The organism is Methylibium sp. (genome assembly GCF_031393925.1).
Classification (GTDB): Bacteria; Pseudomonadota; Gammaproteobacteria; order Burkholderiales; family Burkholderiaceae_C; genus Methylibium.
Genome location: NZ_JANMWL010000033.1, coordinates 1 through 26620 on the forward strand (window position 1 = coordinate 1; position 26620 = coordinate 26620).

At 66.4% G+C, this 26620-nt stretch carries 23 protein-coding genes and 1 pseudogene; 13 read left to right on the forward strand and 11 right to left on the reverse strand.

The genetic code is table 11. The features are described 5' to 3' along the window. Positions 1–92: 92 nt before the first annotated feature. The 9 genes from RMO12_RS02080 to RMO12_RS02120 all read left to right on the forward strand — a co-directional run bounded on the left by RMO12_RS02080 (position 93) and on the right by RMO12_RS02120 (position 10657). The gene (locus RMO12_RS02080) at positions 93–1895 is read left to right on the forward strand and encodes an acyl-CoA dehydrogenase C-terminal domain-containing protein (protein WP_309638029.1); all 1803 of its coding nucleotides are present in this window, start codon (positions 93–95) and stop codon (positions 1893–1895) included. Positions 1896–1924: 29 nt separating this feature from the next. Continuing rightward, positions 1925–2368 (forward strand): DUF2147 domain-containing protein, encoded by a 444-nt coding sequence (locus tag RMO12_RS02085; protein WP_309638030.1) that lies wholly within the window; start codon positions 1925–1927, stop codon positions 2366–2368. A gap of 40 nt (positions 2369–2408) precedes the next feature. Continuing rightward, positions 2409–4802, forward strand: a complete 2394-nt coding sequence (locus tag RMO12_RS02090; RefSeq protein ID WP_309638031.1) for a 3-hydroxyacyl-CoA dehydrogenase/enoyl-CoA hydratase family protein — start codon at positions 2409–2411, stop codon at positions 4800–4802. A gap of 53 nt (positions 4803–4855) precedes the next feature. Beyond that, the gene (locus RMO12_RS02095) at positions 4856–6085 is read left to right on the forward strand and encodes an acetyl-CoA C-acyltransferase (protein WP_309638032.1); all 1230 of its coding nucleotides are present in this window, start codon (positions 4856–4858) and stop codon (positions 6083–6085) included. A 97-nt stretch (positions 6086–6182) separates the two neighbouring features. After that, positions 6183–6947 (forward strand): enoyl-CoA hydratase, encoded by a 765-nt coding sequence (locus RMO12_RS02100; protein WP_309638033.1) that lies wholly within the window; start codon positions 6183–6185, stop codon positions 6945–6947. A 115-nt stretch (positions 6948–7062) separates the two neighbouring features. Next, positions 7063–7893 carry an NAD(P)-dependent oxidoreductase gene (locus tag RMO12_RS02105; RefSeq protein ID WP_309638034.1) on the forward strand — a complete coding sequence of 277 codons (831 nt, stop codon included), beginning with the start codon at positions 7063–7065 and terminating at the stop codon, positions 7891–7893. A 136-nt stretch (positions 7894–8029) separates the two neighbouring features. After that, positions 8030–8623, forward strand: coding sequence for an undecaprenyl-diphosphatase (locus RMO12_RS02110; protein WP_309624366.1), 594 nt, complete (start codon positions 8030–8032; stop codon positions 8621–8623). A 21-nt stretch (positions 8624–8644) separates the two neighbouring features. Further along, a complete protein-coding gene (locus RMO12_RS02115) occupies positions 8645–9304 on the forward strand; it encodes a response regulator (protein ID WP_309638035.1) in 660 nt (219 codons plus the stop codon). Continuing rightward, positions 9305–10657, forward strand: a complete 1353-nt coding sequence (locus RMO12_RS02120) for an ATP-binding protein (RefSeq protein ID WP_309638036.1) — start codon at positions 9305–9307, stop codon at positions 10655–10657. A gap of 18 nt (positions 10658–10675) precedes the next feature. Here the strand turns inward: RMO12_RS02120 and RMO12_RS02125 are convergent, their stop codons facing one another. After that, complete coding sequence (locus RMO12_RS02125; RefSeq protein WP_309638037.1) at positions 10676–11647, reverse strand: ChbG/HpnK family deacetylase; 972 nt, start codon at positions 11645–11647, stop codon at positions 10676–10678. Here RMO12_RS02125 and RMO12_RS02130 point away from each other — a divergent pair. Further along, the gene (locus RMO12_RS02130; protein WP_309638038.1) at positions 11642–11977 is read left to right on the forward strand and encodes a GtrA family protein; all 336 of its coding nucleotides are present in this window, start codon (positions 11642–11644) and stop codon (positions 11975–11977) included. The genes RMO12_RS02125 and RMO12_RS02130 overlap by 6 nt on opposite strands. On the opposite strand, the gene RMO12_RS02135 is transcribed toward RMO12_RS02130, so the two are convergent. After that, positions 11925–13493 carry a glycosyltransferase family 39 protein gene (locus RMO12_RS02135; protein WP_309638048.1) on the reverse strand — a complete coding sequence of 523 codons (1569 nt, stop codon included), beginning with the start codon at positions 13491–13493 and terminating at the stop codon, positions 11925–11927. The two genes, RMO12_RS02130 and RMO12_RS02135, sit on opposite strands and share 53 nt — an antisense overlap. A gap of 2 nt (positions 13494–13495) precedes the next feature. Further along, positions 13496–14569: a glycosyltransferase family 2 protein gene (locus tag RMO12_RS02140; protein ID WP_309638039.1), complete on the reverse strand. Its 1074-nt coding sequence runs from the start codon at positions 14567–14569 to the stop codon at positions 13496–13498. 354 nt (positions 14570–14923) lie between these two features. Between RMO12_RS02140 and RMO12_RS02145 the strand changes: the two genes are divergently transcribed. From RMO12_RS02145 to RMO12_RS02155, 3 genes are all read left to right on the forward strand, one after another. After that, positions 14924–16444, forward strand: a complete 1521-nt coding sequence (locus tag RMO12_RS02145) for a glycosyltransferase family 39 protein (protein WP_309638040.1) — start codon at positions 14924–14926, stop codon at positions 16442–16444. Next, positions 16428–16655, forward strand: a complete 228-nt coding sequence (locus tag RMO12_RS02150) for a hypothetical protein (RefSeq protein WP_309638041.1) — start codon at positions 16428–16430, stop codon at positions 16653–16655. The genes RMO12_RS02145 and RMO12_RS02150 overlap by 17 nt, the downstream gene beginning before the upstream one ends. Positions 16656–16786: 131 nt before the next feature. Then, a complete protein-coding gene (locus RMO12_RS02155) occupies positions 16787–17203 on the forward strand; it encodes a GFA family protein (protein WP_309625637.1) in 417 nt (138 codons plus the stop codon). 83 nt (positions 17204–17286) lie between these two features. Here the strand turns inward: RMO12_RS02155 and RMO12_RS02160 are convergent, their stop codons facing one another. The 8 genes and pseudogenes from RMO12_RS02160 to RMO12_RS02195 form a co-directional block, all read right to left on the reverse strand. Further along, complete coding sequence (locus tag RMO12_RS02160) at positions 17287–17910, reverse strand: alpha/beta fold hydrolase (protein ID WP_309638042.1); 624 nt, start codon at positions 17908–17910, stop codon at positions 17287–17289. A gap of 74 nt (positions 17911–17984) precedes the next feature. Beyond that, positions 17985–18584 (reverse strand): DUF924 family protein, encoded by a 600-nt coding sequence (locus RMO12_RS02165; RefSeq protein WP_309625639.1) that lies wholly within the window; start codon positions 18582–18584, stop codon positions 17985–17987. Then, a complete protein-coding gene (locus RMO12_RS02170) occupies positions 18581–19918 on the reverse strand; it encodes a Gfo/Idh/MocA family oxidoreductase (protein WP_309638043.1) in 1338 nt (445 codons plus the stop codon). Before RMO12_RS02170 ends, RMO12_RS02165 begins: the two co-directional genes overlap by 4 nt. 55 nt (positions 19919–19973) lie before the next feature. After that, on the reverse strand, positions 19974–20867 hold the full coding sequence (locus RMO12_RS02175) for a phytanoyl-CoA dioxygenase family protein (RefSeq protein ID WP_309638044.1): 894 nt from the start codon (positions 20865–20867) through the stop codon (positions 19974–19976). A 15-nt stretch (positions 20868–20882) separates the two neighbouring features. Next, positions 20883–23573, reverse strand: coding sequence for an alpha-ketoglutarate dehydrogenase (gene mdeB / locus RMO12_RS02180; protein WP_309638045.1), 2691 nt, complete (start codon positions 23571–23573; stop codon positions 20883–20885). 186 nt (positions 23574–23759) lie between these two features. Next, positions 23760–26030, reverse strand: a complete 2271-nt coding sequence (locus RMO12_RS02185; protein WP_309638046.1) for a N,N-dimethylformamidase beta subunit family domain-containing protein — start codon at positions 26028–26030, stop codon at positions 23760–23762. Next, positions 26027–26389, reverse strand: coding sequence for a hypothetical protein (locus RMO12_RS02190; protein WP_309638047.1), 363 nt, complete (start codon positions 26387–26389; stop codon positions 26027–26029). The genes RMO12_RS02185 and RMO12_RS02190 overlap by 4 nt, the downstream gene beginning before the upstream one ends. A gap of 62 nt (positions 26390–26451) precedes the next feature. After that, a pseudogene (locus RMO12_RS02195) lies at positions 26452–26620 on the reverse strand (lipid A biosynthesis acyltransferase); the annotation flags it as partial.

Below are 26620 nucleotides of genomic sequence, written 5' to 3' on the forward strand. Positions count from 1 at the left end.
ACGCGCAAGAAGCGCGCTGACTGAAAGCCCCGGCCGGCCATCCCCGACACATCCTCGTTCCCCCACGATTTGCCTTACGCCCCGGAGCCTTCATGCCGACCTACACCCCCCCGATCCGCGACATGCAGTTCGTGCTGCACGAACTGCTGGCCGTGACCGACGAATTCAAGTCAATGCCGGCGCATGCCGAGATCGACGCCGACACCATCAACGCGGTGCTCGAAGAAGCCGGCAAGTTCGCCGCCGAGGTGGCCTTCCCGCTCAACATCGGCGGCGACGAGCAGGGCTGCACGCTCGACAAGAGCACGCATGCGGTACGCACGCCCGAAGGCTTCAAGCAGGCCTATGCGCAGTACGTCGAAGGCGGTTGGCCGGCGCTCTCCTGCGACCCGGCATTCGGTGGCCAGGGCCTGCCGATCACCGTCAACCAGTGCGTCTACGAGATGCTCAACTCGGCCAACCAGGCCTGGACCATGTACTCCGGCCTCACGCACGGCGCCTACGAGGCGCTGCACGCGCACGGCACACAAGAGCAGCAGGCGACCTATCTGCCCAAGCTCACCAGCGGCGAATGGACCGGCACCATGTGCCTGACCGAGTCGCACTGCGGCACCGACTTGGGGCTGTTGCGCAGCAAGGCCGAGCCCCAGGCGGACGGCAGCTACAAGATCACCGGCAGCAAGATCTTCATCAGCTCGGGCGAGCACGACCTCACCGAAAACATCATCCACCTGGTGCTGGCGCGCCTGCCGGATTCGCCGCTGGGCTCCAAGGGCATCTCGCTGTTCGTGGTGCCCAAGTTCCTGGTCAAGCCGGACGGCACGCTCGGCGAGCGCAACCCGATCTTTTGCACCGGCCTGGAACACAAGATGGGCATTCACGGCAACGCCACCGCGCAGCTCAGCCTGGACGGCGCCACCGGTACCCTGGTGGGCCAGCCGCACAAGGGCCTGGCCGCGATGTTCGTGATGATGAACGCGGCGCGACTCGGGGTGGGCATGCAGTCGCTGGGCCTGACCGAGGTGGCCTACCAGAACGCGGCCGCCTATGCCAAGGACCGCATCCAGATGCGCTCGCTGTCCGGCCCCAAGGCGCCCGACAAGCCGGCCGATCCGATCATCGTTCACCCCGACGTGCGCAAGATGCTGCTCACCGCGCGCGCCTATGCCGAGGGCGGCCGCATGCTGTCGCTCTACACCGCGCTGATGATCGATCGCGAGCTGTCGCACCCGGACGAGGAAGTGAAGCGCGACGCGGCCGACCAGGTGGCGCTGCTCACGCCCATCGTCAAGGCCTTCATCACCGACAACGCCTGGCTCGCCACTTCGCATTGCATGCAGGTCTATGGCGGACACGGCTACATCCGCGAATCGGGCATGGAGCAGTTCGTGCGCGATGCCCGCATCAACATGATCTACGAAGGCACCAACACCATCCAGTCGCTGGACCTGCTGGGCCGCAAGGTGCTGGGCGACAACGGCGCCAAGCTCAGGAAGTTCGGCAAGCTCATCGAGGCCTTGGTCGAAGAAGAAGGCACGAACGAGGCCATGCAGGAGTTCGTGAACCCGCTCGCCGACCTGGGCGACAAGCTCACCAAGCTGAGCGCCGAGCTGGGCATGAAGGCCTTGGGCAATGCCGACGAGGTGGGTGCCGCGGCGGTGGATTACCTGCGCGTGGTCGGCCACCTGGTGTTCGCGTATTTCTTCGCCCGCTCGGCGAAGATCGCGCTCGACCAGCAGAAGAATCCGCAAACCAGCGGCGACCCGTTCTACGCCGCCAAGCTCGCCACCGCACGCTTCTATTTCGCCAAGCTGCTGCCCGAGACCGCGATGCTGATCCGCACCGCGCGTGCCGGCGTGGGGCCGCTGTTCGAGATGAAAGAAGCACTGTTCTGAACGGCGCTCGACGGGACACGACGACGACCATGACCAAACCATTCGCTGCGGGCCTCGTGCTCGCTGTTGCGGTCCTCGCAGCGCAGGCTCAGATCTCGCCGGTCGGCCTGTGGAAGACCGTCGACGACGACACCGGCAAGGAGGAATCGCTCGTGCGCTTCAGCGCATCGGGCGGCGTCTACACCGGCAAGATCGAGAAACTGCTCGACCCGGCCAAACAGGACGCGAAGTGCGACCCGTGCAGCGACGAGCGCAAGGACCAGCCGGTGCTCGGCATGACCATCGTGCGCAACGTCAAGCAGAACGCTGGCGACGCGGCGCTGTGGGACGGCGGTGAGATCCTCGACCCGAACAACGGCAAGACCTACAAGGTGCGCATCAAGCCGGTCGACGGCGGCCAGAAGCTCGAGGTGCGCGGCTACATCGGCGCGCCGCTGCTGGGCCGCACGCAGACCTGGCTGAGAGTCGAATGAGCCCGGTCCCATCAGCAAGCATCAACGAAAGGCAATCGCCATGAGTCGTTTTCAAGTCCGCAAGGTCGCCGTGCTCGGTGCCGGCGTGATGGGCGCGCAGATCGCCGCGCATCTGGTCAACGTGAGAGTGCCGGTGGTGTTGTTCGACCTGCCTGCCAAGGACGGCCCCAAGTCGGGCATCGCCCAGAGGGCGATCGAGAACCTGAAGAAGCTCAAGCCCGCGCCGCTCGGCGTGACCGATGACGCGGCGCTGATCACGGCTGCCAACTACGACGAGCACCTGGGCCTGCTCGGCGAATGCGACCTGGTGATCGAGGCCATTGCCGAGCGCATGGACTGGAAGCTCGAGCTGTACGTGAAGATCGCGCCGTTCGTGGCGCCGCGGGCCATCGTGGCGAGCAACACCTCGGGCCTGTCGATCACGACGCTTTGCGCTGCGCTGCCCGAGTCGATCAAGCCGCGCTTTTGCGGCATTCACTTCTTCAACCCGCCGCGCTACATGGCGCTGGTGGAGCTGATCGACACGCCCACCACCGAGGCCCGCGTGCTCGACGAGCTGGAGAGCTTCGTCACCACCTTCCTGGGCAAGAGCGTGGTGCGCGCCAAGGACACGCCCAACTTCATTGCCAACCGCGTCGGCATCGCCGGCATGCTGGCCACGATGAAGGAGGCCGAGACCTTTGGCTTGAGCTACGACGTGGTCGATGACCTGACCGGCAAGAAGCTCGGCCGCGCCAGCTCGGGCACCTTCCGCACCGCCGACGTGGTGGGCCTGGACACGATGGCGCATGTCATCAAGACCTTGCAGGACAACCTGGCAGGCGACCCGTTCTTTGCAAGCTATGCGACGCCGCCGGTGCTGGCCGGCTTGATCAAGGCCGGTGCGCTCGGGCAGAAGAGCGGCGCGGGATTCTTCAAGAAGGTGGGCAAGGACATTCTTCGCCTCGATCCGGTCAAGCAGGAGTACGTGGCCGCGGGTGGCAAGGCCGACGAGATCGTCGCGCGCATGCTCAAGAAAGCACCCCCCGAGCGGCTCAAGCTGCTGCGCGAAAGCAGCCATCCGCAGGCGCAATTCCTGTGGGCGATCTTGCGCGACAGCTTTCATTACGCGGCGGTGCATCTCGAAGACATTGCCGAGACGGCGCGCGACATCGACTTCGCCATGCGCTGGGGCTTCGGCGCCTCGCAAGGCCCCTTCGAGCTGTGGCAGGCGGCCGGCTGGAAGCAGGTGGCCGAGTGGGTCAAGAGCGACATCGACGCGGGCAAGGCGCTCAGCAGGGCGCCGCTGCCGGCCTGGGTGTTCGATGGCCCGGTGGCCAGCGCGGGCGTCCACACGACCGAAGGCTCGTGGTCGCCCAGCCTCGAGGCCTACGTGCCGCGTCGCCGGCTGCCGGTCTACGAACGCCAGCACTTTCCCGAGAACGTGTTCGGCGCCGGCGCGGTGGGGCCGCTCGAGTCGGGCACTGAGCTTTATCGCAACGCGGAGCTGCGCGTGTGGACGCTCGACGGCGAGGTGCTGATCGCCTCCATCACCGCCAAGCTGCACCTCATCAGCCCGACCGTGACCGAGGGCTTGCTCCGGGCCGTCGAGCTTGCCGAGGCCGACTTCCAGGGCCTCGTGATCTGGTCGCCCGACGACGTGTTCTCGGCCGGCGCCAACCTCGAGGCGCTGATGCCGATCTTCATGAAATCGGGCGCCAAGGGCATCGCGCCCGAAGAAAAAAAGCTGCAGGACGCCATGCTGCGCATCCGCTATGCGCAGGTGCCGGTGGTGAGCGCCATCCGCGGCATCGCGCTCGGCGGCGGCTGCGAGCTGGCGCTGCATTCGGCGCGGCGCGTCGCCGCGATGGAAAGCTACATGGGCCTGGTGGAAGTGGGCGTCGGTCTCATCCCCGGCGGCGGCGGCCTGGCCTACATCGCACGCCGTGCGGCCGAGATGGCCGGCGCAGGCAACGCCAACGCCGACATCCTGAAGTTCGCCATCGACGGCTTCACCAGCGCGGCGATGGCCAAGGTCGGTACCAGCGCCATCGAGAGCCTCGCGCTCGGCTACCTGCTGGAGAGCGACGTGATCGTTGCCCACAAGGACGAGCTGCTGTTCGTGGCGATCCAGCAAGCCAAGGCGCTGTTCGCGAGCGGCTACCGCGCGCCGGTCAAACGACTGTTCCCGGTGGCCGGGCGCGGCGCCGTCGCCACCCTCAAGGGCCAGCTCGCCAACCTGCAGGGCGGCGCCTTCATCAGCGCGCACGACTCCCACATCAGCGCCCTGATCGCCGAAGTGATTTGCGGCGGCGACGTGGACGCGGGCTCGCTGGTGAGCGAGGACTACCTGATGGCAATGGAGCGCGAACGCTTCTGCGGCTTGCTAGAACACCCGAAGACCCAGGAACGCATCATGGGCATGCTGCAGACCGGCAAGCCGGTGCGCAACTGATGCCTTCGCCCCTGCCGCCGAGCAGGGCAGGCAAGAACACCAAGGACCCGACCATGACCAAGCAAGTCCAGGACGCCGACATCGTCGCCGCCACCCGCACGCCCATCGGCAATCCGGGCCGCGGCGTGTTTCGCAACCTGCGCTCCGACGACCTGCTGGTCGCCGCGATCCACGGCGCCTTGAAGCAGGTGCCCACGCTCGACCCGAAGGCGATCGAGGACGCCATCGTCGGCTGCGCCATGCCCGAGGGCGTGCAGGGCCTGAACATGGGGCGCATCGCGGTGCTGCTGGCCGGGCTGCCGAGCGGCGTGGGCGGGGTGACCGTCAACCGCTTCTGCGCCTCGGGCCTGACCGCCGTGCAGATGGCGGCCGACCGCATCCGCGTCGGCGAGGCCGACGTGATGATCGCCGCCGGGGCCGAGAGCATGAGCATGGTGCCGATGAGCGGCCACACGCCTTCGTTCAACCCGGCCGTGTTCGCCAACGACGAGAACATCGGCATCGCCTACGGCATGGGCCTCACGGCCGAGAAGGTGGCGGCACAGTGGAAGGTCTCGCGCGAAGCGCAGGACGAGTTCGCGCTGCAGAGCCACCTGAAGGCGCTGAAGGCGCAGGCCGACGGCGAGTTCGCGGACGAGATCACGCCGATCGACGTGGTGGACCGCAGTCCGAACCTCGACGACGGCAGCACGATCCTTACCCGCAAGACCGTGAGCCTCGACGAAGGCCCGCGCAAGGACACCTCGGCCGAGGGCCTGGCCAAGCTGCGCGCGGTGTTCGCCGCGTCGCGGGATGCCGGCGGCAAGGCCACCGGCATGGGGTCGGTGACGGCCGGCAACAGCTCGCAGACCAGCGACGGCGCCGGCTGCCTGATCCTCGCCTCCGAGCGCGCCGTCAAACAGTTCGGCCTGCAACCACTGGCGCGCTTCGTCAGCTATGCGATCAAGGGCGTGCCGCCGCAGATCATGGGCATCGGCCCGATCGAGGCCATTCCTGCGGCGCTGAAGCTGGCCGGCCTGACGAAGGACCAGCTCGACTGGATCGAACTCAACGAAGCCTTCGCCGCGCAGGCGCTCGCGGTGCTGAACACGCTCGACATCGCCCGCGCACGCGTCAACCCGATGGGCGGCGCCATCGCGCTCGGCCACCCGCTCGGCGCCACCGGCGCGATCCGCGCGGCCACCGTCGTGCATGCGCTGCGCCGCCACAACCTCAAATACGGCATGGTGACGATGTGCGTGGGCACCGGGCAAGGCGCGGCCGGCATCTTCGAGCGCGTCTGAGCCAGAGAATCCGCGCGAAGATGCACGATCTGTCGCAGCCGATCCAACAATCCGTCACCCAACCCGTCACCCAACCCATTACCCGGAGAGCCTCGCGATGAGCGACATCCTGATCCACACCGAGGCCGGCGTCATGACGCTGACCTTCAACCGTCTCGACAAGAAAAACTCCATCACCGCCGCGATGTACGCCGCGCTCGCCGTCGCGCTGGAGGCGGCGCGCGAGGACGCCGCGGTGCGCGTCGTGGTGATCCAGGGCCACGAGCTGATCTTCAGCGCCGGCAATGACCTCGGCGACTTCATGAACAACCCGCCTACCGACGAGAGCGCGCCGGTGTGGCGCTTCCTGCACGGCATCAGCGGCTTTCCCAAACCGGTGATCGGTGCGGTGTGCGGCGCGGCGGTCGGCATCGGCACCACCTTGCTGCTGCACTGCGACCTGGTCTATGCCGGCGACAACGCCAAGTTCAGCCTGCCGTTCGTGAACCTCGGCGTGTGCCCGGAAGCGGCGTCGAGCCTGCTGCTGCCGCAACGCCTGGGGCATGTGCGCGCGGCTGAGACGCTGCTGCTCGGCGAGCCCTTCGGCGCCGAGCAAGCCCAGGAGTGGGGCCTCGTCAACCGCATCCTGCCGCCGAACGAAGTGAACCGCTTTGCGCAGGCGCAGGCCAGGAAGCTGGCCGACAAACCGCAAAGCTCGCTGCTCGAGACCAAGCGCTTCATGAAGGCCGAGCAGACCGACGCGGTGCGCAAGCGCATGACCGCCGAGGGCGAGGTGTTTGCCCGCATGCTGCGCGAGCCGGCGGCGCGCGAGGCGGTCTCGGCCTTCATGGACAAGCGCAAGCCCGACTTCAACAAGGTGTGAGGCCAGTGCGCGCGGCCCCTCACCCCAGCCCTCTCCCCAAAGGGGCGAGGGAGTAAGACCCCGGAGCGCGGGAGTCAGCGGATCATCCGTCTAGGCATCCACCGAGGAGACAGTTATGAAGCTCAAGGGCAAGACCCTGTTCATCACCGGCGCGAGCCGCGGCATTGGCCTGGCGATCGCCAAGCGCGCGGCGGCCGACGGCGCCAACATCGCGCTGATCGCCAAGACCACCGAGGCCAACCCCAAGCTGCCTGGCACGATCTACAGCGCGGCCGAAGAGATCATCGCCGCCGGTGGCCAGGCGCTGCCGATCGCCGGAGACATCCGCGACGAAGCGAGCGTCCTCGCGGCGGTGGCAGCGACGGTGGAGCGCTTCGGCGGCATCGACATCCTGGTCAACAACGCCAGCGCCATCAGCCTCACGCCCACGCAGGCCACGCCGATGAAGCGCTTCGACCTGATGTTCGGCGTGAACGTGCGCGGCACCTACCTGTGTACGCAGGCTTGCCTGCCGCACCTCATCAAGAGCGCAGAAGCCGGGCGCAACGCGATGGTGCTCAACATGTCGCCGCCGCTGTCGATGAAGGCGCACTGGTTCAAGGACCACGTGGCCTACACCATGGCCAAGTACGGCATGAGCCAGTGCACGCTCGGCCACGCGGCCGAGTTCAAGCCCTATGGCATCGGCGTCAACAGCCTGTGGCCGCGCACCGCCATCGCCACGGCGGCGCTGCAGATGATCCCGGGCATCGACGTGGCCAAGTGCCGCACGCCGGAGATCCTGTCCGACGCCGCCTACCTGATCTTCACCAGCGACGCCAAGACCACCACCGGCAACTTCTTCATCGACGACGAACTGCTCGCACAGCACGGCATCACCGACCTGGAGAAGTACAGCGTGACGCCGGGGACGACCGACTTCATTCCGGATTTCTTCGTGGATTGACCTGCCCCACCGCCGCAAGCAAGCGCGCTCATCAATCGCGCTACCGAGGGTTAAGTCAGCGTTAAGTTCGGGCACGCGACGATCGAACCGTGAGGCTGCGTCATTCATGCACAGGGCATGGCAGTCGCCAGCGACGATGAACAACCTGCATCTGTTCGAACTGATCAACGCACCGCCGGAGCTGGGCCCGATTCGACTCGGGCTCGCGATTGCGCTCGCGCAGTGGATGATCTACGGGGTTGCGCTGACGATGGTGGTCGCCTGGGTGCGAGGCGACCACGCGGCACGCCGGGATCTGCTGCAGATGCTGCTGGCGGTGGTGCTTGCACTGGGCATCGCGCAGATCGTGGGTCACGCATGGCCGCAGCCACGCCCGTTCGTACTCCACCTGGGCACGCAGTATCTCGAGCACGGCAACGATCCGGGCCTGCCGAGCGATCACGTGACGGTGCTCTGGAGTCTGGCATTTGCTGCGCTCGCCACCGGGCGATTCGCGGTGTGGGCTTTTCCGCTGCTCGCCATGGGGCTGGTGGTCGGATGGAGCCGCGTCTACCTCGGTGTGCACTTTCCGTTCGACATCATGGCCGCCTTGCCGGTGGCGCTGGTCGGCTCCGTCGCGGCCTCCATGCTGCGCAAGCCTTCGAGGCCGGCCGTTGCGCGAATTCTCCGCCTCTATGATCGATTCATTGACCTGGCACGCGACCGGCTGCGTCCGACGCGCAAGGCGTGAGCTCGGCGCCCATTGAACCCCATGCGTATCCTGCTCATTGAAGACGACGCCATGATCGGCAAGTCGGTTCGCCAAGGCCTCAGCCAGGCCGGCTTCGCGGTCGATTGGGTCACGGACGGCCGGGCGGCTGAACTCTCGCTGGACACCGGTGTTTACGATCTGGCAATCCTCGACCTAGGACTGCCGAAGAAGGACGGCATGGCCGTCCTGTCGACGCTGCGTGGTATGGGGAACTCCATGCCGGTGCTGATTGCTTCGGCGCGCGACACGGTGCGCGACCGTATCTCCGGCCTCGAGACGGGCGCCGATGACTATGTGCTCAAACCGTTTGACCTGGATGAATTGGTGGCCCGCGTGCGGGCGCTTCTGCGGCGCCATGCCGGTAGCGGTTCGCCGTTTCTGAAATTCGGCGGACTCATGCTGGACCCGATGCGCAAGTCGGTGACACAGAACGGCGAGGGCGTCGATCTCTCGGCCAAGGAATTCGCGGTGCTCGAAGCGCTGATGCAGCGACCCGGCGCGGTGCTGTCGCGGGAGAAGCTCGAGGAGTCGGTCTACGGCTGGGGCGAAGAGGTCGGCAGCAACGCGATCGAAGTGCATCTGCACCACCTGCGCAAGAAACTTGGCAGCGCCACCATCAAGAATGTTCGTGGCGTGGGGTATCGCGTCACCGAAGGCTGAATGCGGTCCATCGAGCGTTACCTGCTGGCGTGGGTATTGGGAGCGCTGGCCTTCGGGGCGGTGCTCGTGGTCGCAGTCAGCTACATCGTCACCTCGGACGAGATGAACGATGTGTTCGACTCGGGCCTCAAGAACGTCGCGGAGGCGGTGGCGAGCTACCAACACGCTGGACAAGGGCCCGACGGTGACGCCGCGCCGCAGCCGCCTCGACCCATCAACTCGCCGGACGACACCGAGATCGTCACGCTGACCTGGACCCTGGCGGGGCAGCGCATCTACGCATCGGATCCGCGCGTGAAGCTGCCGTTCACCGCCACCGAGGGCTTGTCGCGTCTTCGCGTCGATGGGAATGAATGGATCGTCTACAGCGCCGTGCGGGCAAATGGCGTGGCGCAGGCGGCCCAGCGCGTGTCGGACCGGCAGGAAATAGCGGGCGAATCGGCGGCGACGGTCTTCCCGTCGTTGCTGGTGCTCGCCGTGATCGTTGGCGGCCTGCTGGTGTTCGGACTTCGCCGTGGGCTGCAACCCCTGGGTCGCGCAGCCCGCGACGTGGCGGCGCGCAGCGCCGATTCACTCGAACCGATTCCGATCAGCAACGTGCCCAACGAGATCACGCCGCTGGTGGTGTCGATCAACGATCTGATCAACCGACTGGCCGTCGCGTTCTCGGCCCAGCGTCGCTTCCTTGCCGACGCCGCGCACGAACTGCGCACCCCGGTCACGGCCTTGCGTCTGCAACTGCAGTTGCTCGAGCGCTCGGGTGACGAGGCATCGCGAAAAGAGGCCTTGCTCGAACTGACGTCGGGCATCGACAGGTGGCAGCACCTCATCGAGCAACTGCTGCAGGTCGCCCGCTCCCAGCCGGATGGAGAAGTGCCACGCAAGGAGCCGGTCGACCTGGGTGAGCTGGTGCGCTCGGTGGTGGGCAGCTCGAGCATCAAGGCCGAGCAACGCGGCATCGATCTCGGGGCCACAGGGCCCACGGGCACCCTGGTCCAGGGCGACAGCAATCAGCTCACGATCCTGCTCAACAACCTCGTCGAGAACGCGCTGCGCTACACCCCGGCAGGTGGCGTGGTCGATGTCGAGGCCGGCGTGCACGAAGGACGGCCCGTGTTGCGGGTCATCGACAGCGGCCCCGGCATACCGCAGGCGGAGCGAGAGCGCGTGTTCGACCGCTTCTACCGCGGCGAGGCGGCGCAGACACTGGCACGCGATTCGGGTGGCAGCGGGCTGGGTCTGGCGATCGCGCGCTCGATCGCCGAACGACATGACGCTCGCGTGAGCCTGCACACGCCGCGCTCAGGGCGCGGGCTCGAAGTTCGAGTCGCGTTTGCGCAGCCACCCCGCTGAACGTCTCAACGGCCGCGCTCAGACTGGCAAGCCGGCACGCGCAAGGATCTTGCTCATTGGCCACAAGCGCACACCTTCGTTGCGCAGCATCCCGCCAAAATCCGCGCTGCCGAGCACTTGGAACTCTGCGTGCCGCGCATCGATGAGGGCATCTTGCGCGTTCAGCCGCATGCTCGGATGACACATCAGGAGATCGGCGTCACGTGCGCAACGAAGCCAGACGGCGAGCAGTTCGCGATAGCGCCGCGGGCCGCCCTGAAAGTCGTAGACGCCCAGTAGGCGGCGATTCTGCGCAAAGCCGAGCCGGCGCGCCCTGGACGCCAGCCCCCGGGCGCCCAACTGCTCGATGCCCCAGGGCTTCACGATGCCGCGCCAGCCTCCATAGGCAGCAACGCCGACGCCGTGGACACTGCGAGTCGATCGGAGCCAGGGCGGGCGCCCGCCGTAGCGGTTCTCCAGTTCTTCCAGCAGTTCGCCGCGAACGACCGCAAGCTGGTGCACGTGTTGATGGCCATCAACGAACGCGGGTCCGTGGCCGAGCGTCTGCTCGAAAGCATCGAGCTGGGCGCGAATCTCGGCGCGCAAAGCCGGCCGGTCGAGCTGGCGCAACAGGCTCGCTGCGATCAAAGCCCGCAGCGAGCGGCGCGATCCAGGCAGCAGCGGACTCTCCGTTAAATCGAGGTGCAGCCCGATGTCGACGTCGTCCCCGTCCAGGCGTCGCAGCAGACGACGCCATGCCTTCCACGCCGGGCCACCGACCAGGCAGCCGATCGCGTGGATGCGCTCCATGGCGGCCAGACGAAGCGCGGCGTTGTTGATGCCGGCATGCAAACCGAAGTCGTCGACGCAGATGCAGATCGTGCGAGCGCGGCTATGCTCGGTCGCAACATGGACCACAGCCTCGCAGTCCGTCGCCAAAGCCGAGTCGTCGCGGCCCGTGGAAGGATTGCCCGGTTCATTGCCGTCGGCTGCGCAGCGGCTGCGGTGCATTGGGGCGTCGTGGTCTGGCTGGTGCAGCACTGGGGATGGCGTCCGCTGGTGGCCAACGTGTTCGGCTGGCTCGTGGCCTTCACCGTGTCCTTTGCGGGGCATCATCGTTTGACCTTCCGTGATCACGCTGCGCCGCTCGGGCGGTCCGCGGCGCGTTTCTTCCTGGTGTCCGCCGGTGGCTTCAGCATCAACGAAGCCGTCTACGCGCTGCTGCTGCACTGGAGCGGTCTGCGCTACGACTTGGCGCTCGCAGCCGTGCTGGTCGCGGTCGCGGTCCTCACGTACCTGGCGAGCCGACATTGGGCCTTCCTGCACAGCCAAGCGAGCTAGCAATATCCGGCACCGCGGTGTCGATCCTCCACAGCGTGGTGTCGCGCTGCGTGAAGACGACCCGTGCCCGAGTGAGGACGGGATAGTGGTCGCCGGCCGTGCTCACACCGATCACCCAGCTGACAGGCGATTGGCACACGGCCGCGCTCAGCGATGCCGGATTGATCAGCGCCGAGGCGGACCCGGCGACGGCGAACTGTGCGGCATCGGCAAATTCCTTTCGCCAGTTGTCGCGCTTGCCGATGTCGGGGCTCGTCCAGTCGTCGACCACCATGACGGGCGCGCGAATCCTCGCGTAGAACGGCACGTCGTAGTAGTAGTGGTTCAGCATGAACACGGGTTCGGAGGGGCCGCGCTGGGCGCCGAGCACCAGCGCGAGGCCACGCGAGGAGCGCAGGGGATGCACCGCGAATCCGACCACGGCACCGATGCTCAGCGCCGTGGTGACGCTCACACTCGCCCACCACAGGCGTCGCATGCGTTGCGAGGGTTTGGCGATGGACATGAAGCCGTCGGCCATCAGGAACGCCAGCGGCGGCACGGCGGGAAGGATGTAGCCCAGCAGCTTGGACTTCGGCATCGAGAAGAACAGCACCACGATGACCACCCAGAGCCCCATCAGCAGCCGTATTGGGCCGCGCTCGGGATCGCTCAAGTAGCCTCGCGCAAGGGTCTGGCGGAGCCAGGGGAGCCAGGGAAGGCTGAGGACGATCAGCGCCGCGGGATAGAACCAAAACGGCTGGACGTTGTTGAACCCGCCCGCCGCGAAGCGCTTGAAGTGCTGAACGACGAAGAAGTAGTCCAGAAAGTCGGCGAACCGGGCCTGCATCGCAACGAACCAGGGCGCCGCCAACACCAGGAAGATCACCACGCCAGGCCACCACAGCAGCGACCGCAGCACCCGCCAACGGCGCATCACCAGCAGCCATGCACCCACCACGAGGGCGGGGATAACGGCGCCGATCAAACCCTTGGCGAGCACGCCGAGCGCGGCCATGGCATAGGCCGATGCCAGTGCCCGGCGGAACGGCAACCCGCGCTCGACGCTCAGCGCGGCATGAGCGAGCAGCACGATGGTCGCGCTGATGCACCCCGCAACCAGCATGTCCAGATTGGCGAACTGACCACCGATGTAGAAGAGCGGCTGCACCAGCAGCGCCAGCAGGGTCAGGCGGGCCACCTGGTCCCCCCTCCATCGGCGCGCGAAGACGTACAGCGAAAACGCGCCGAGCCAGGCGCCCAGGATCGGCGCAGCGCGGGCGGCCCACTCGTTCAGGCCGAACAGCGACATCGCGCCCGCCGTGATCCAGTAGAACAGCGGCGGTTTGTGAAAGAAGGGCAAGCCATTGAGCGTGGGCGTCAGCCAGTCGCCGGAGCGGACCATCTCCCACGCCACGCCGACGTAGCGCCCTTCGTCGGGCAGCATCAGCGGTCGCGCCCAGGCCGTGGCTGCCAGCCACGCGAGCATCAAGGCGGCGATGACGACGGTCCGGTGCGAGGATGGACGGGCCGGCATCGTCACGACCGCGTCGCCTTCAGGCCTTGTCCCGTCTCGCGCTTGATCACGAACAAAGGCCGTGCCTTGACTTCCTCGAAGATCCGGCCAACGTACTCGCCCACGATGCCCAGGGAGATCAGCTGAATGCCGGCGAACAGCATCAGGCTGACGGCAATCGTCGTCCAGCCGCTGACATCGTTTCCGAAGAGAAGGTAAGTCAAGGTCAAGTAGGCACCGTAGAGGAACGCCAGCATCGACAGCACGAAGCCCACGGCGCTCACCGCCCGCAAGGGCCAGGTGGTAAAGGCGGTGAGGCCGTCGAGCGACAGGCGGGCCAGACGCAATGGGCTGAAGTGGCTGCAACCGTGCGTGCGCGCCTCGGGCACGTACGGTACCGGCACGGCCTTGAATCCGACCCAGGCATACAGCCCCTTCATGAAACGGTTGCGCTCTGGCAGGCTCAACAGCGCGTCGACGACGTTGCGGTCCATGAGCCTGAAGTCGCCGGCGCCTGCCGGCACCTCGAAGCGGTCAGCGGCGTTCACCAGCGCGTAGAAGCAGCGCGCGCCGAGCCTCTTGAACACGCTCTCGTCATGTCGGCTCTCGCGCACCGCGTAAACCACGTCGGCACCGGATCGCCAATGCTCGATGAAGATCGGGATCAGCGCGGGCGAGTGCTGCAGGTCGGCGTCCATCATCACCACGACGTCGCCCGCCGCGGCTTGCAATCCGGCCGTCAGTGCGGCTTCCTTGCCGAAGTTGCGGGACAGTTGCAAGACGCGAAACCCTGGCAGCCGGGACCAGCCCGACAGCAGCAGTGGGGTCGTGTCGGTGCTGCCGTCGTCGACCAGGATCACCTCCCAAGCGCGCGTGCACTGGCTCAGTGTGTCACTCAGCGCGGGCAGCAGGCGTGCCAGGTTTTCTGCTTCGTTGCGGCAGGGAACGACGCAAGAAAGCTTCGGCACGCCTCGACGATCCGAGGGTGCGGCAGCCTCGTTCGCGCTGGCGTGCGGGCTCGCGGCCGGACGATCTTCGCCGCCGACGCCAGCCGGCCCGCTGGCCACGATGGCCCTGGGTGCCAGGAGTCGTCTCATGCGGACTTCCGCCAACGTTTGTGCATGCGCTGCAGTCTCGCGGCGCGTCACTTAATCGAGACTTAACGAGTTCGAGGACTGGCCCCTGTCTGGCCCATGCCGACCGCGAAACCGACCGGGCCCGACTCGAGAGCTCATGAAAGATCGAACGCCGATCCCCGAGCGCAGGACGCATGACGGCAACGCCCGCGACCGTCCGCAAGACGATTGCAGTTAAGCCGGCGTTAAGTCGCTGTCGCCGATCCTCGTGGTGTGCATCCTTCTCCCACCAGGCGTGCGTCGGCCGTTCCCGAAACCGACGCAGATCATTGCGCACTGGCGGTTGCTGTCCACGGCCTTGGTCAGAGCCGGGTGATGCCGCCCATGGTGCCGCAAACCGGCATCGGCAGCTCGGCCTCGGACGCTCTGAGCATGCGCTTGTGGCCCTGGCGGCATCGCTTCGACATCGCGCTGGCGTTGTCGGTGTTCGCGATGGTCTGGCTGGCAATGCTGGTGGGTGTCGCCACACCGGTTCCAGGTGACAACATCGAGCAGCTGACCTGGGTGCGCTCGCTCGAATGGGGGTATTACAAGCATCCGCCGGTCGCGACCTGGTTGCTGTGGCTGCCGTCTCGCTTGTTCGGCTTGTCGGCCTGGACCAGCTACGCGACGGGGGCTGCAGTCGTGATGGCGTCCATGGCCATGTTCTGGCACTTGCTGTTGCAGGCACGGGGACGGGCTTATGCCACGGTGGCGCTGCTGACGGTGCTGTGCATCACGTACTACAACGGGCGGTTGCAGATCTACAACCACAACGTCGCCTTGATGCCCTTCGTGGTCGCGAGCGCCTGGTTGTGCTTGAAGGCATTCAAGGAGCGCCGACTCGGGTGGTGGGCCGGACTGGGGTTGGTGCTAGGCCTGGGAGCACTGGCCAAGTACCAGATCGCAGTGACCGGGCTGTCGCTGATTGCGTTTTGGTTGCAGCAGCGGGCTTGGCGAGATCCCTTGCATCGACTGGGTCTCGCATTGGCCGTGCTCCTGGCTTCGCTGGTGTTCGCACCGCATGTCCTTTGGTTGCAAGAACATGACTTCGGCCCGATCCACTACGCCATTGATTCGTCGCTGGGCGCACGATTGTCCCTCGGCGAGCGATCGTTCGACTCGCTGCACTGGGTGCTCGACCAACTTTTCAAGCGCGCACTCCCGGGCTGGGTGATGTTGGCCCTGGTGATCGCCAAGCTGCGTCGCGATCGCAGGCGGGGTCGATGCGGCGCGGACGGTGCCGAGGCGAGCCCTGGCGATGCAACCAGGACATTGATCTGGTGCTGGGGCGTCTTGCCGCTGCTGTTCATGCCTCTGGTCGGCATGATGTTCGGATCTGACCTGCAATCGCACTGGGGCACCCCATTCCTGCTCTTTGCGGTGCCGGCGCTGATGGAGTTCTTTCCACAGCATCTCTGGGAGCAGGTCGATACCGCGCATATGAGGAGAACCTTCCTAGTGATCCAGTGCCTGCTGCTGGCCGTGACTTGCGTCTCGGAGCTTCGCAGAGTCGATGCTTCGCGCGACGAGGTGACAAGCGTCGATTCGCTGTCCGTGGCTGCCCGGGCAGCGCTGGGTGGCCCGATTCGGGTCGTGATCGGGCCGGCGAAGGAAGCCGGGGCACTGTCGCTGCAGCTTGCCGAGCATCCGCTCGTGTTGATGGCTGGCAGCTACGAAAACAGCCCCTGGATACAGCGCAGTCTGGTCGCGCAATGCGGCGCGGTTGAATTGATTCCAAGCTCGATTGCGCGCGATGGAGAGCCAATGCAAGGTCAGTTTGCAGGGCTGTCGTGGCGGATCGTCAAGCCGGTCCTTGGCGATGCCAGCGGATCCCTAAATGTTGTTCACCAATAGTTGGTTCCGCCGACGGCGTGGCCCGGCGGCGGCACCGACCCGGATCACTGGCCCGCAGTTCGATCTGGTCGCGCTGCGCGTGATGCACGCGGGGTGCGCCGCGAACCTGTCCCGCTTGCATGACCGCCACTTCAGGCACCGGCAGATCTTTAAACAACGCAGTTTGCGGCTGCTTCTCGGTGGGGCGCTTCGCGTCCGGCTTCATGCCTGATGCAACGCAGCCTCCATGCCGAGATTCATTGACACGTTCCGAGCCGTCGGGTCGCGTACGAACTTGCATTTCCACCTGTCGGTGGTAACTTTCTTGGGCCGCATAGGGCGGCGCCACCCGAGGGGAACACCATGACTGACATCGTCGGCGGCTGCTTGTGCGGGCGCGTGCGCTACCGTGGATCGGCCGAGCCATTGTTCACCGCCAACTGCCATTGCAAGCATTGCCAGAAGACAACCGGCACCTCGTTTTCGATCGTGCTCGGCTTGCCGCGCGACAGCCTGGTGCTGGAGGGCGGTCCCTTGACGACCTACCGCGACACCGGCGAGAGCGGCATGGCGGTGCAGCGCAAGTTCTGCGGCACCTGCGGCTCGCCGGTCCTCAGTGAAGTGGAGGCCGCGCCGACGCTCGTCTTCCTGAAAGGCGGAACGCTCGACGACACCTCGCAACTGCAGCCGCAAATGGACATCTGGTGCGACCATGCCCAGCCCTGGTTGCCTGCGGGTGAAGGGCGCACGCGGGTGGCGCGCAATCCGGACCTGGGTTGACCAAGCGGAGAGGGGTCGGGGCCGGCCAAGCCCTCGAGTCCACCTGAGCAATTCGGCGTGGACAGGCGGGCTGGATAGAAGATCTAGGCCATCTTTCGCTCAAGCCGTTCCAAGATGATTTCAGCAACGCGCTTGCTAGACGGCAAGAGCGTATGAACTGATGAAACTTGCACCTGATCGGTGAGCCAATCCGCGCTCACTTCAGAGAGTGATACCACTCCGTCATTCAGTTCAACGCCGAACGGACTGGGCTTCCAGGACATGCCGCGGATTCCGGCAATCCCCGTTGTTGGCGCTGACACAGGCCCGACGTCTGCCATTCTGGATACCGATCCGAGTAGCTGACCGCAGTCTCGAGTGAGAGTTCGGTAGATCGGATTGCTTCCGAGCGAAATCGCCAAACGGGCGGGCTGGAGCGGCGATCCCAACAGAAATACGTGGCGCGGCGGCTGCGTTTTCGCAGACATGGAGTTCACAGCAGCTCTGAGCAGAACGCCTCCCAACGAGTGCCCGATGAGCACATAGTCGCCCCGCGCTGCTAGCGCCGAGATCCGCGAAGCGAGCCTGCCTTTGATTCGTACGAAATCTTCCAGGCTGACGATGTACCCAAACGTGGTCGTCGTCAGACCCGCGCGTTTCAACTGCCGAAGCAGCGGCCAACCAGATAGCGACGAGCGGCCCATTCCATGGACGAAAAGCACATTCACGGCGGGAACGGTGCCCTGCATTAGCCGACCCAACCTACAGGCGACGACTCACACTGGAATTAGGGCGGCACCGCTCAAAACCCCAACCCCGGCTGCTTCAGAAACTCGATCTCGTCGGCCGTGCTCGCCCGCCCCAACACCGCATTGCGATGCGCAAATCGCCCGTAGCGCCGGATGATCTCGCGGTGCCGCTCGGCATAGTCCAGCGCCTCGCGCAGTGCTTGCGCATGCGCACCGCCCTCCCCCGCCAGCGCCGAGAACAGCCGCACGCTTTCGTCCTGCGCCGCCAGGTCTTCTGCATGCTCGAACGGCAGATAGGCGAACGAGCGCTGCAGCTGGGACAGCGCTTGGTCGCGGCCGTCGGCGACCATGCGGCGCGCGAGAGCCAGCGCGCGTGCGTCGCCGGCAAAGGCGCGTGGCTTGCCGCGAAAGACGTTGCGAGTGAACTGGTCCAGAAGAATGATCAATGCCACGCTGCCGTCCGCGCTGGCCTGCCAGTGGTCGAGCCTGCCCTTGAGCGCGGCTTCGATCTCGGCGCCGAAGCGGCGGTCGATCTCGGCGTCCAAGGCGTCGTTAGTGCTGAACCACTCGGCGCGCACGGCGTCGGCGGTGCCGAACCAAAAGCGCAGCAGCGCGTCGGCCTCGGGGGCAAGGTGCGTGGCAGGTTGGCTCATGACAGGCTCGCTTCCATTTCGCGGCGGAACATCACCGCCTGGCTTCGGGCATCGACGTCGACGTCGCTCCAGCGTAGCGGCTGGCCGGCCGCCACGCTGCTGCGCAATCGCACGCGGTGGGCCAGGCCGAGCGGCAAGTAGCCGCCGGCCACCGAGGCCGCGGCCGGCATGAGTTTGCCGAAGACGGTGAAGCCGCCCTCGCCGTCGAGCAGTTCGCCTTCGCGCAGTGCGCGCTTGGCGGTGGCCACCACGTCGCCGCGCCAGGCCGTGGCCGCGCCCGTGGGCTCGCGGCGCAGGCCGATGCTTGCCACGCTGACGCCAAGCTCCAGGCCGATCAAATGGAAGGGCTTGTACATCGACGAATACTCGCCGCTCGCGTCGGTGACGAGGCCGTATTCCTTGAAGCAGCGGCGCACGTAGTCGCTGCCCGCCGCGAAAGTGACGTAGACGCCCCAGCGCAGGTCGCGAAACACCGGCCTGCCATCGCGCTCGAGGCAGGAGATGACTTCCACCTGGCCGCGGTGCGTGAGCAGGCCGCCGTCGGCGCGCGGCTTCAAGAGGCGCGCCAGATCGTCCACGCCGCAGGGCGGAAAGGCCAGGCCGTCCTCAGCCGGTGTCAGGCCGCAGGCGTTGGACACGGCGGCCATTTCGATGGCGCTCTTGGTGCCGTCGAGAAAGCTGTTGAACATCTGCGCGTTCATGCCGCCGGCCTGGGCTTCTTCGGCGCAGAGGCCGTAGTGCTGCCACACCGTGTCGGGCGTGCTCGCGTGGTAGGCGGGCAGGTACTTGGTGCCCTTGCCCGCGGCCACCACCTCGAAGCCCGCGGTGCGCGCCCAGTCGACCATTTCGCAGATGAGAGCCGGCTGGTCGCCGTAGGCGAGCGAGTAGACGATGCCGGCCTCGCGCGCCTTCTTGGCCAGCAGCGGCCCGGCCAGCGCATCGGCCTCCACGTTGACCATGACGATGTGCTTGCCGTGCTTGCAGCAGGCCAGCACATGCGCAATGCCGGCGGCCGGCGAGCCGGTGGCGTCGATCACGATGTCTACCGCGTCGCTGGCAATCACCGCGGGCGTGTCGTCGGTGAGGAAGGTGCCGCCGCTGCGCCGTGCCTCGTCGAGCGACTGCGCGCCCAGTCGGTCGGCAGGCCAACCCACGCCGATCAGCGCCGCCTTGGCGCGCGCCGGGTCGAGGTCGGCCACCGCGACGAGGTGGATGCCGGGCGTGCGCCGCGCCTGGCTCAAATACATGGAGCCGAACTTGCCCGCGCCGATCAGCGCCACGCGGAGCGGCTTGCCCTCGGCCGCGCGCGCCTCGAGCATCGAATGCAGGTTCATGCCGACCCCCACGTCGCGCGGGGCACTCGCCGCCGCGGGGCGCCCGGGCGGCGGCTCATACCGTCGCTCCTGCTTCGCGCAGCACGTCCAGCGAGGTCACGAGTGCCGAAGCCGGCGTGCCGTTCGCCCACGGCAGGTCCACCGGGCAGGGCTTGATCAGGCAGTCGTCGGGCAGACATTCGATGGGTGTGAAATCGCGGTGCGCGATGTACTCCACGCGCTTGTGGCGCCGGATGTGGTTGGAGACGGCGCACAGGCTCAGGTAGACGCTCACGCGGCTCCAGGGGCTCAGGTTGGAGCTGCTGGCATGCACCAGGCACGAGTGAAACATGATCATCGAGCCGGCCGGCCCCTTGGGCGCGACGATGCCGCCGTGGCGGCCGCCGGCCGTCGCGGCGGCGTTTCGCACCAGCGTTGCGATGGTGTCGTTGTCGATGGTCCACAGCGGATAGCTGGTGGTCGTGAGGTCGTGCCCCGCGGGCAGCGCGCCGAGCTTGTGGCTGCCGGGGATGAACATCAGCGGGCCGTTGAACTCGTTCACCTCGTCCAGGAAGATCGCCACGTTCATGGCGCGCGGCGTGGGCATGAGGTCGTCGTTGAGCCAGGTGCCGTAGTCCTGGTGCCACTGCCACACGTCGCCATCAAAGGCCTGCTTGCCGTTGATCTTGAACTGGTGCATGTAGAGCGCCTCGCCGAACATCTGCTCGACCGGATCGATCATGCGCGGGTGGCGCGCCAGCCGCGCGAACGGCGCGCTGTACAGGTGCGCGGCGAAGTTGGTGCGGACCACGTTGCCGGTCTTCTCGCGCACGTTCTCGGGCCGCTGCATCGCGTAGAGGCGCGGCACTTCGTCGCTGAGCGTCTTCATCTCCTCGGGCGTGAAGAGGGCGGGGAAGAACAGGTAGCCGTCGCGGTCGAAGCGCGCGAGTTGTTCGGCGTCGAGTTTCATGCGGGTCTCCTTTCGTCAGGCATTCCAGGGAGCGTCGGTGGCCGGCTCCATAGCGTAGCGCCGCAGCGCCTCGCCGGCCACCGAGCGCTCGATGCGGCCCTCGCGCGCCAGCGCGTGCAGCGCCGCCAGCACGACGCTGTGGCGGTCCACCTCGAAGTGGCGGCGCAGCGCGGCGCGCGTGTCGCTGCGCCCGAAGCCGTCGGTGCCGAGCGTGACGTAGCGCGCGTCGACGTACTCTGCAATCAGCTGCGGCCAGGCGCGCACGTAGTCGGTCGCGGCGATCACCGGCGCATCGCCGGCCAGCAGGCGCGCGACGTGGCTGGTGCGCTCGGCAGCGCCCGGCCGCAGGCGGTTGGCGCGACCCACCTCGCGCGCCTCGCGGGCGAGCTCGCTGAAGCTGGTGACGCTGAAGACTTCGCTTTCCACCTGCCAGTCGGCCGCCAGCAGCTCGGCCGCCGCGATCACTTCGCGCAGGATCGCGCCCGAGCCGAGCAGGCGCACGCCGGCGCGCGCATTGGGCGCGTCGTGGTGCGCGTGCAAGACCATGCCGCGCAGCACATCGGCATGCGCGGCGGCCGGCAGCGAGGGCTGGGCGTAGTTCTCGTTCATGAGCGTCACGTAATGGAACTCGTCGCACTGCTCTTCGAGCATGCGGCGCGCAGCGTGGTCGACGATCACCGCCAGCTCGCCGGCGAAGCACGGGTCCCAGGCGCGGCAGTTGGGCACCTGCGCCGCCATCACGAGGCTGCTGCCGTCCTGGTGCTGCAGGCCCTCGCCGCCGAGCGTGGTGCGGCCGGCGGTGGCACCGAACAGGAAGCCGCGCGCGCGCTGGTCGGCGGCGGCCCAGATCAGGTCGCCCACGCGCTGGAAGCCGAACATCGAGTAGTAGATGTAGATCGGCAGCAGGCTCATCCCATGCACGCTGTAGGCGGTGGCGGCCGCCGTCCACGACGCCAGCGCGCCGGCCTCGGTGATGCCCTCTTCGAGCAGCTGGCCGTCGCGTGCCTCGCGGTAGCTGAGCATCGAGCCGGCGTCTTCGGGTTCGTAGAGCTGGCCGTCGGGCGCGTAGATGCCGATCTGGCGGAACAGGCTGGCCATGCCGAAGGTGCGCGCCTCGTCGGCGACGATGGGCACGATGCGCGGGCCGAGCGCGGCGTCTTTGAGCAGGCCCGAGATCATGCGCACCGCGGCCATGGTGGTCGACATTTCCTTGCCGTCGGCGTCGAGCGCAAAGGCGCCCCAGCTTGCCAACGGCGGCACGGCCAACGGGGGTGCATGGCGGCGTCGCTGCGGCAGCGCGCCGCCGAGCGCGGCGCGACGCTCGCGCAGGTACTGCATCTCGGCGCTGTCGTCCGCGGGGCGATAGAAGCGCAGCGCGGCCAGGTCGGCGTCCGACAGCGGCAGCGCGAAACGATCGCGAAAAACCTCGAGCGCGTCGAGGTCGAGCTTCTTGGCCTGGTGCGAGGTCATGCGCGACTCGCCCGCGCCGCCCATGCCGTAGCCCTTCTTGGTCTTGGCCAGGATCACCGTCGGGCGGCCCTGGTGGTCGCGCGCGGCGGCGAAGGCGGCATGCAGCTTGCGCAGGTCGTGGCCGCCGCGCTTCAGGCCGTCGATCTCGGCCTCGCTCATGTGCGCGACGAGCGCCTGCACCTGCGGGTCCTGGCGGAAAAAGTGCTCGATGTTGTAGGCGCCGTCCTTGGCGCCGAGCGTCTGGTACTGGCCGTCCACGGTGTTGGCCAGCGCACGCAGCAGCACATGCTCGGTGTCGCGAGCGAACAGGGCGTCCCAGTCCGAACCCCACAGCACCTTGACGACGTTCCAGCCCGCGCCGGTGAACAGCGACTCGAGCTCCTGGATGATCTGGCCGTTGCCGCGCACCGGGCCGTCCAGGCGCTGCAGGTTGCAGTTGATGATGAAGGTGAGGTTGTCGAGCCGCTCGCGCGCGGCCAGGGTGAGGCCGGCGATCGATTCGGGCTCGTCCATCTCGCCGTCGCCGAACACGCCCCAGACGTGCCGGTCCTGCGTTGGCACCAGGCCGCGGTGCTGCAGATAGCGCATGAAGCGCGCCTGGTAGACGGCGCTGATCGGCCCGAGGCCCATCGAGCCGGTGGGGAATTGCCAAAAATCGGGCATCAGCCACGGGTGCGGGTAGGAGCTGAGTCCGCCGCCGGCCTGTTGCCCGGGTTCCAGGCTGCATTCCTGCCGATAGCGCGCCAGCTGCGCCTCGCTCAGCCGCCCTTCGAGAAAGGCGCGCGCATAGACGCCCGGCGCCGAATGCGGCTGGAAGTAAACCAGGTCGTCGGCTCGGAAGAAGTGGTTGAAGCCGACCTCGAAGATCTCGGCCGCCGAGGCGTAGCTCGCGATGTGCCCGCCGAGGTCGCCATAGGTCTGGTTGGCGCGCATCACCATCGCCAGCGCGTTCCAGCGCATCAGCACGGTGAGCCGTTCCTCGATTTCCAGGTCGCCGGGGTAGCGGCCCTGCTGCTCGACGGGCAAGGTGTTGCGGTAGGCCGAGTACGGCAGCACGTGCGGCACGATGCCCTGCTGTTGCGCCTGCTGCTCCAGTTGCTCGAGCAGGAACAACCCGCGCTCGCGACCGCCGCGCTGCACCACCGCCGCCAGCGCGTCGAGCCATTCGCGCGTTTCCTGCGGGTCGGTATCGAGGGCGGCGCGCAGCGGACCGGTGCCGGTTGAGCGGTCGTTCATCGCCCCATGCTAGCCCACTGAATCAGTGACATCGGCGCGCCGCTGTCCACCCGATACGGGCGCGCTGCGGCGTTGCAAACGCTCGCGATACCTGCCGGTATCGCTGCGCTTTGCGCCTTGGATCGCATCCCGTCCTCGTGTGTCCCTCGCCGCTCACTTCAACGGATCAGCGGGCCAGTCGATGCCCTATCCGCCGTCTGGCCCATCCTGCATAAAGCGCTGCAGCACATTCAGCGTGATGCGCGCGATGTCAGCATTGCAGGGCAGGGCCTGCCCCCAGGCGATCGAGCCGGTCGAGAACACTGCGCCGCCATGGGTCGTGCCAAAAAGCGTGACATCGCCGCGGATCTGGAAATCCTGCGTTCCGCCCAGCCCTGGAAAGTTGAACATGATCTCTTCGCCCACATGCGGGTAGTGATCGGAGTGTCCTTCCGAGGCCGCCAGCAGCCAAGTGTCAGGCGGTGTGCCCCACGCCAGATCGTAACGATCGAGTTCGATCCCGGCAGCGCCGTTGAGACCGAGCCCGGTCTCGCCGAACACTTCTGCAGTAACGCCTTCCATCACCCACGCCACGGCCGGATGGGTGCTGTCCGGCAGCTTGCGGTAGGGCTTGCTCTCGTCCATGCCTTCGGAGGTGAAGCCCACTCCCACGATTTTCTGCGGCGGGCGGCCGCGGTTACGCCAGATCCCACCCCTCTCGCCGGTCGTCGCCATGTAGGACTCACCGGGTGCCGCCTGCCAGGCACGCGAACCGGAATCGAGCTTGCGGATTTCCATGCACCAGGGCGTGTCGGTACGAAACGCGACCACCCAGTAATAGCCATTGGCACCGAGATACATCACCCGCCCGCCGCCCGCGAGATACGCCTCCGTCGCATCGAGCATGCGTTCAGAGTAGTACTCAGGATGCGTGCCGTTCAGGACCACGTTGTAAGGTTTGATCGCGGCCAGGCCTTCTAGGTGCAGGTCTTCGTCCGTGATCACGTCATAAGCAATGCCGCTCTGTTCGAGCCAGTAGACGATCGACAGGTCCGCCGGAAACTGCCAGGGCACGCCGGTCGACGCCATGCGGTGTTTGGGCCGTAGTCCCATGACGGGTCGTCGATAAGTGCAGTGGCATACGCCGGCGCCATCGCTGTGATGGTCGTAGCTCGAACGCCCCCATTCGGGATGCTCGGCCAGCAGGTAGTCAACATCATGCAAAACCAGCGGATGACCGGTCACGACTTCCACGCCGGGTTCGTCCAGCACAAAGCGTTCGTTGGCGTAGGCGAGATAGCTCGCGGTCGGCATCAGCAGCGCGACTTTCGCGCTAGGTTGCGCCGGGCGCACGAAGAACGTGAGGTGGTCTTCCACGTTCACGTCGATGTCCGCGCCACGCAGACGTGCGGCGTACACGCCGCTAGCTAAATCCGGCGGCAATTGCCATTCGAGACTCGGTCGCCAGCGGCAATCAATGATTGCGTCATCGTGGAAATAGATCCCACCGTACTGCTCAGGCGCCAAGCGGAAGCAATCGTCGCGGCCGCGCCAGTTGTAGCCCGTCATGGCACGCACCGGTCGGTTATAGCCCGTGCCGTGCAGGCCATACGGACCGGTATCGATCAATTGATCCTCGATGCCCGCATCGGTGTAGCCGGCGGTGGTGTCCCAGCGCGCGAGGCGTCCGTCCGGCGGGGGCTCGCTGCCGGACTTGAGTGCGTCGAGTTCGGTGCGACTCAGGGCCCGGCCTTGCACGCCCGCACGGTCAATCTTGCCGTTGTAGAGGCCGGCGACGCAGTCGCCATGCGCACCACGCTCGTGATAGCCCGCAAACAGCAGCGCGCGTTGGCAAGGGGCCGGAGCGATGGATACCCGCGTGCTGACGTGGCTTGAATGAGCTAGCGGCACGATGCCCGACAGCAGGCTGTTGTAGGCATTCACCACCGGCTCCTGGTAGAGCGTGACCGTCTGGGTGACCGGGTCAAAACTCGCCGCGACGAAGTACCACATCTTGGCAACCAGCGGGCAGGCGGCCGCCACTTCAGTCTCTTCTTTTCCATCGCCCAGCCATAGCGCGAGGCGGCCATGCGCATTAATGCCCAGCGCAAAGCCCTGGCGGTTGGCGTTCGACCATTGGGTCAGTATTCCCTGTCGACCTTTGCGCGGCGTGGTTGGCCAGATAAAGGCGTAGACCGTGAAGCCCTGCTGGAGCATCAGCTTGCCGGTCGGGTCTTGGACTTCGATAAAGCTCCCGGTCTGCGTGAACTGGTGTTCGACCTGGACTTCGCCATTGCAACTTGCCGCGATTTCATGCTCGATGAAGCCTGGCCCGGCGGGGTTTTCATCACCGTGGATCAGGCGCACGATCTGCAGCCGTGCCTTGCGCACGCCTTCACCGCTGAGCATGAAGCGTTGTGACTCGCCCGCTTTCAAGGTGAGCTTTTCGCAATAGCCCGTCACGTAGGGATTGATCATGAGAGGTCTCCCTGTGCCATGAGATCGGCGACATGCTGCAGAAACACCGCGTGATAGGCGGTGCGCTCGTCGCGATAGACGTCGTCGTCTATCGGCTGCGGGGGGAGACCGGGTGCAATCGGCATGCGGATGACCTGCCATTCCTGCAACGGCACTTTTGAATACAAGGCATAGCTCGGCGGGCGACTCAAAAAATTCTTCACGCGCTGGAGGGCATCCGAGTTTTGGCCTAGCGGTTGCAAGCGGTGTTCCTCGATTAACGCGGGGGTGATCAAGGTTTTTATTCGCGTGCGCAGCGCGGCGTTGAAACGGGCGTAGACAAGAAGTTGTTTGTCTGGCGATGTCGCGGCAACAGTCATGGCGTTCTCCTTCACAAGTGCTGGATTATTTCCCACAGAACAGGGTCGGTCGTGGCCTGCGCTCAGTAAAGCGGCGCTTGACCTTCCGGTCGCGTCTTGAATCGCTTGTGGACCCACAGGTACTGCGCAGGATTCTCGCGCACGCGCTGTTCGATCCAGCAGTTCATCCAGGCGGTATCGGCCTCGGCGTCGGCGGTGGGGAAGTGATCCCAGGGTGCAAAGAAGCGCACG

What these genes read in the sequence shown, in the direction of transcription:
- RMO12_RS02080 (WP_309638029.1), top strand. Translation starts at nt 93, where the DNA reads ATGCCGACCTACACCCCCCCGATCCGCGACATGCAGTTCGTGCTGCAC.
- RMO12_RS02085 (WP_309638030.1), top strand. Translation starts at nt 1,925, where the DNA reads ATGACCAAACCATTCGCTGCGGGCCTCGTGCTCGCTGTTGCGGTCCTC.
- RMO12_RS02090 (WP_309638031.1), top strand. Translation starts at nt 2,409, where the DNA reads ATGAGTCGTTTTCAAGTCCGCAAGGTCGCCGTGCTCGGTGCCGGCGTG.
- RMO12_RS02095 (WP_309638032.1), top strand. Translation starts at nt 4,856, where the DNA reads ATGACCAAGCAAGTCCAGGACGCCGACATCGTCGCCGCCACCCGCACG.
- RMO12_RS02100 (WP_309638033.1), top strand. Translation starts at nt 6,183, where the DNA reads ATGAGCGACATCCTGATCCACACCGAGGCCGGCGTCATGACGCTGACC.
- RMO12_RS02105 (WP_309638034.1), top strand. Translation starts at nt 7,063, where the DNA reads ATGAAGCTCAAGGGCAAGACCCTGTTCATCACCGGCGCGAGCCGCGGC.
- RMO12_RS02110 (WP_309624366.1), top strand. Translation starts at nt 8,030, where the DNA reads ATGAACAACCTGCATCTGTTCGAACTGATCAACGCACCGCCGGAGCTG.
- RMO12_RS02115 (WP_309638035.1), top strand. Translation starts at nt 8,645, where the DNA reads ATGCGTATCCTGCTCATTGAAGACGACGCCATGATCGGCAAGTCGGTT.
- RMO12_RS02120 (WP_309638036.1), top strand. Translation starts at nt 9,305, where the DNA reads ATGCGGTCCATCGAGCGTTACCTGCTGGCGTGGGTATTGGGAGCGCTG.
- RMO12_RS02125 (WP_309638037.1), bottom strand. Translation starts at nt 11,647, where the DNA reads ATGCACCGCAGCCGCTGCGCAGCCGACGGCAATGAACCGGGCAATCCT.
- RMO12_RS02135 (WP_309638048.1), bottom strand. Translation starts at nt 13,493, where the DNA reads ATGCCGGCCCGTCCATCCTCGCACCGGACCGTCGTCATCGCCGCCTTG.
- RMO12_RS02140 (WP_309638039.1), bottom strand. Translation starts at nt 14,569, where the DNA reads ATGAGACGACTCCTGGCACCCAGGGCCATCGTGGCCAGCGGGCCGGCT.
- RMO12_RS02145 (WP_309638040.1), top strand. Translation starts at nt 14,924, where the DNA reads ATGCCGCCCATGGTGCCGCAAACCGGCATCGGCAGCTCGGCCTCGGAC.
- RMO12_RS02150 (WP_309638041.1), top strand. Translation starts at nt 16,428, where the DNA reads ATGTTGTTCACCAATAGTTGGTTCCGCCGACGGCGTGGCCCGGCGGCG.
- RMO12_RS02155 (WP_309625637.1), top strand. Translation starts at nt 16,787, where the DNA reads ATGACTGACATCGTCGGCGGCTGCTTGTGCGGGCGCGTGCGCTACCGT.
- RMO12_RS02165 (WP_309625639.1), bottom strand. Translation starts at nt 18,584, where the DNA reads ATGAGCCAACCTGCCACGCACCTTGCCCCCGAGGCCGACGCGCTGCTG.
- RMO12_RS02170 (WP_309638043.1), bottom strand. Translation starts at nt 19,918, where the DNA reads ATGAACCTGCATTCGATGCTCGAGGCGCGCGCGGCCGAGGGCAAGCCG.
- RMO12_RS02175 (WP_309638044.1), bottom strand. Translation starts at nt 20,867, where the DNA reads ATGAAACTCGACGCCGAACAACTCGCGCGCTTCGACCGCGACGGCTAC.
- mdeB (WP_309638045.1), bottom strand. Translation starts at nt 23,573, where the DNA reads ATGAACGACCGCTCAACCGGCACCGGTCCGCTGCGCGCCGCCCTCGAT.
- RMO12_RS02185 (WP_309638046.1), bottom strand. Translation starts at nt 26,030, where the DNA reads ATGATCAATCCCTACGTGACGGGCTATTGCGAAAAGCTCACCTTGAAA.
- RMO12_RS02190 (WP_309638047.1), bottom strand. Translation starts at nt 26,389, where the DNA reads ATGACTGTTGCCGCGACATCGCCAGACAAACAACTTCTTGTCTACGCC.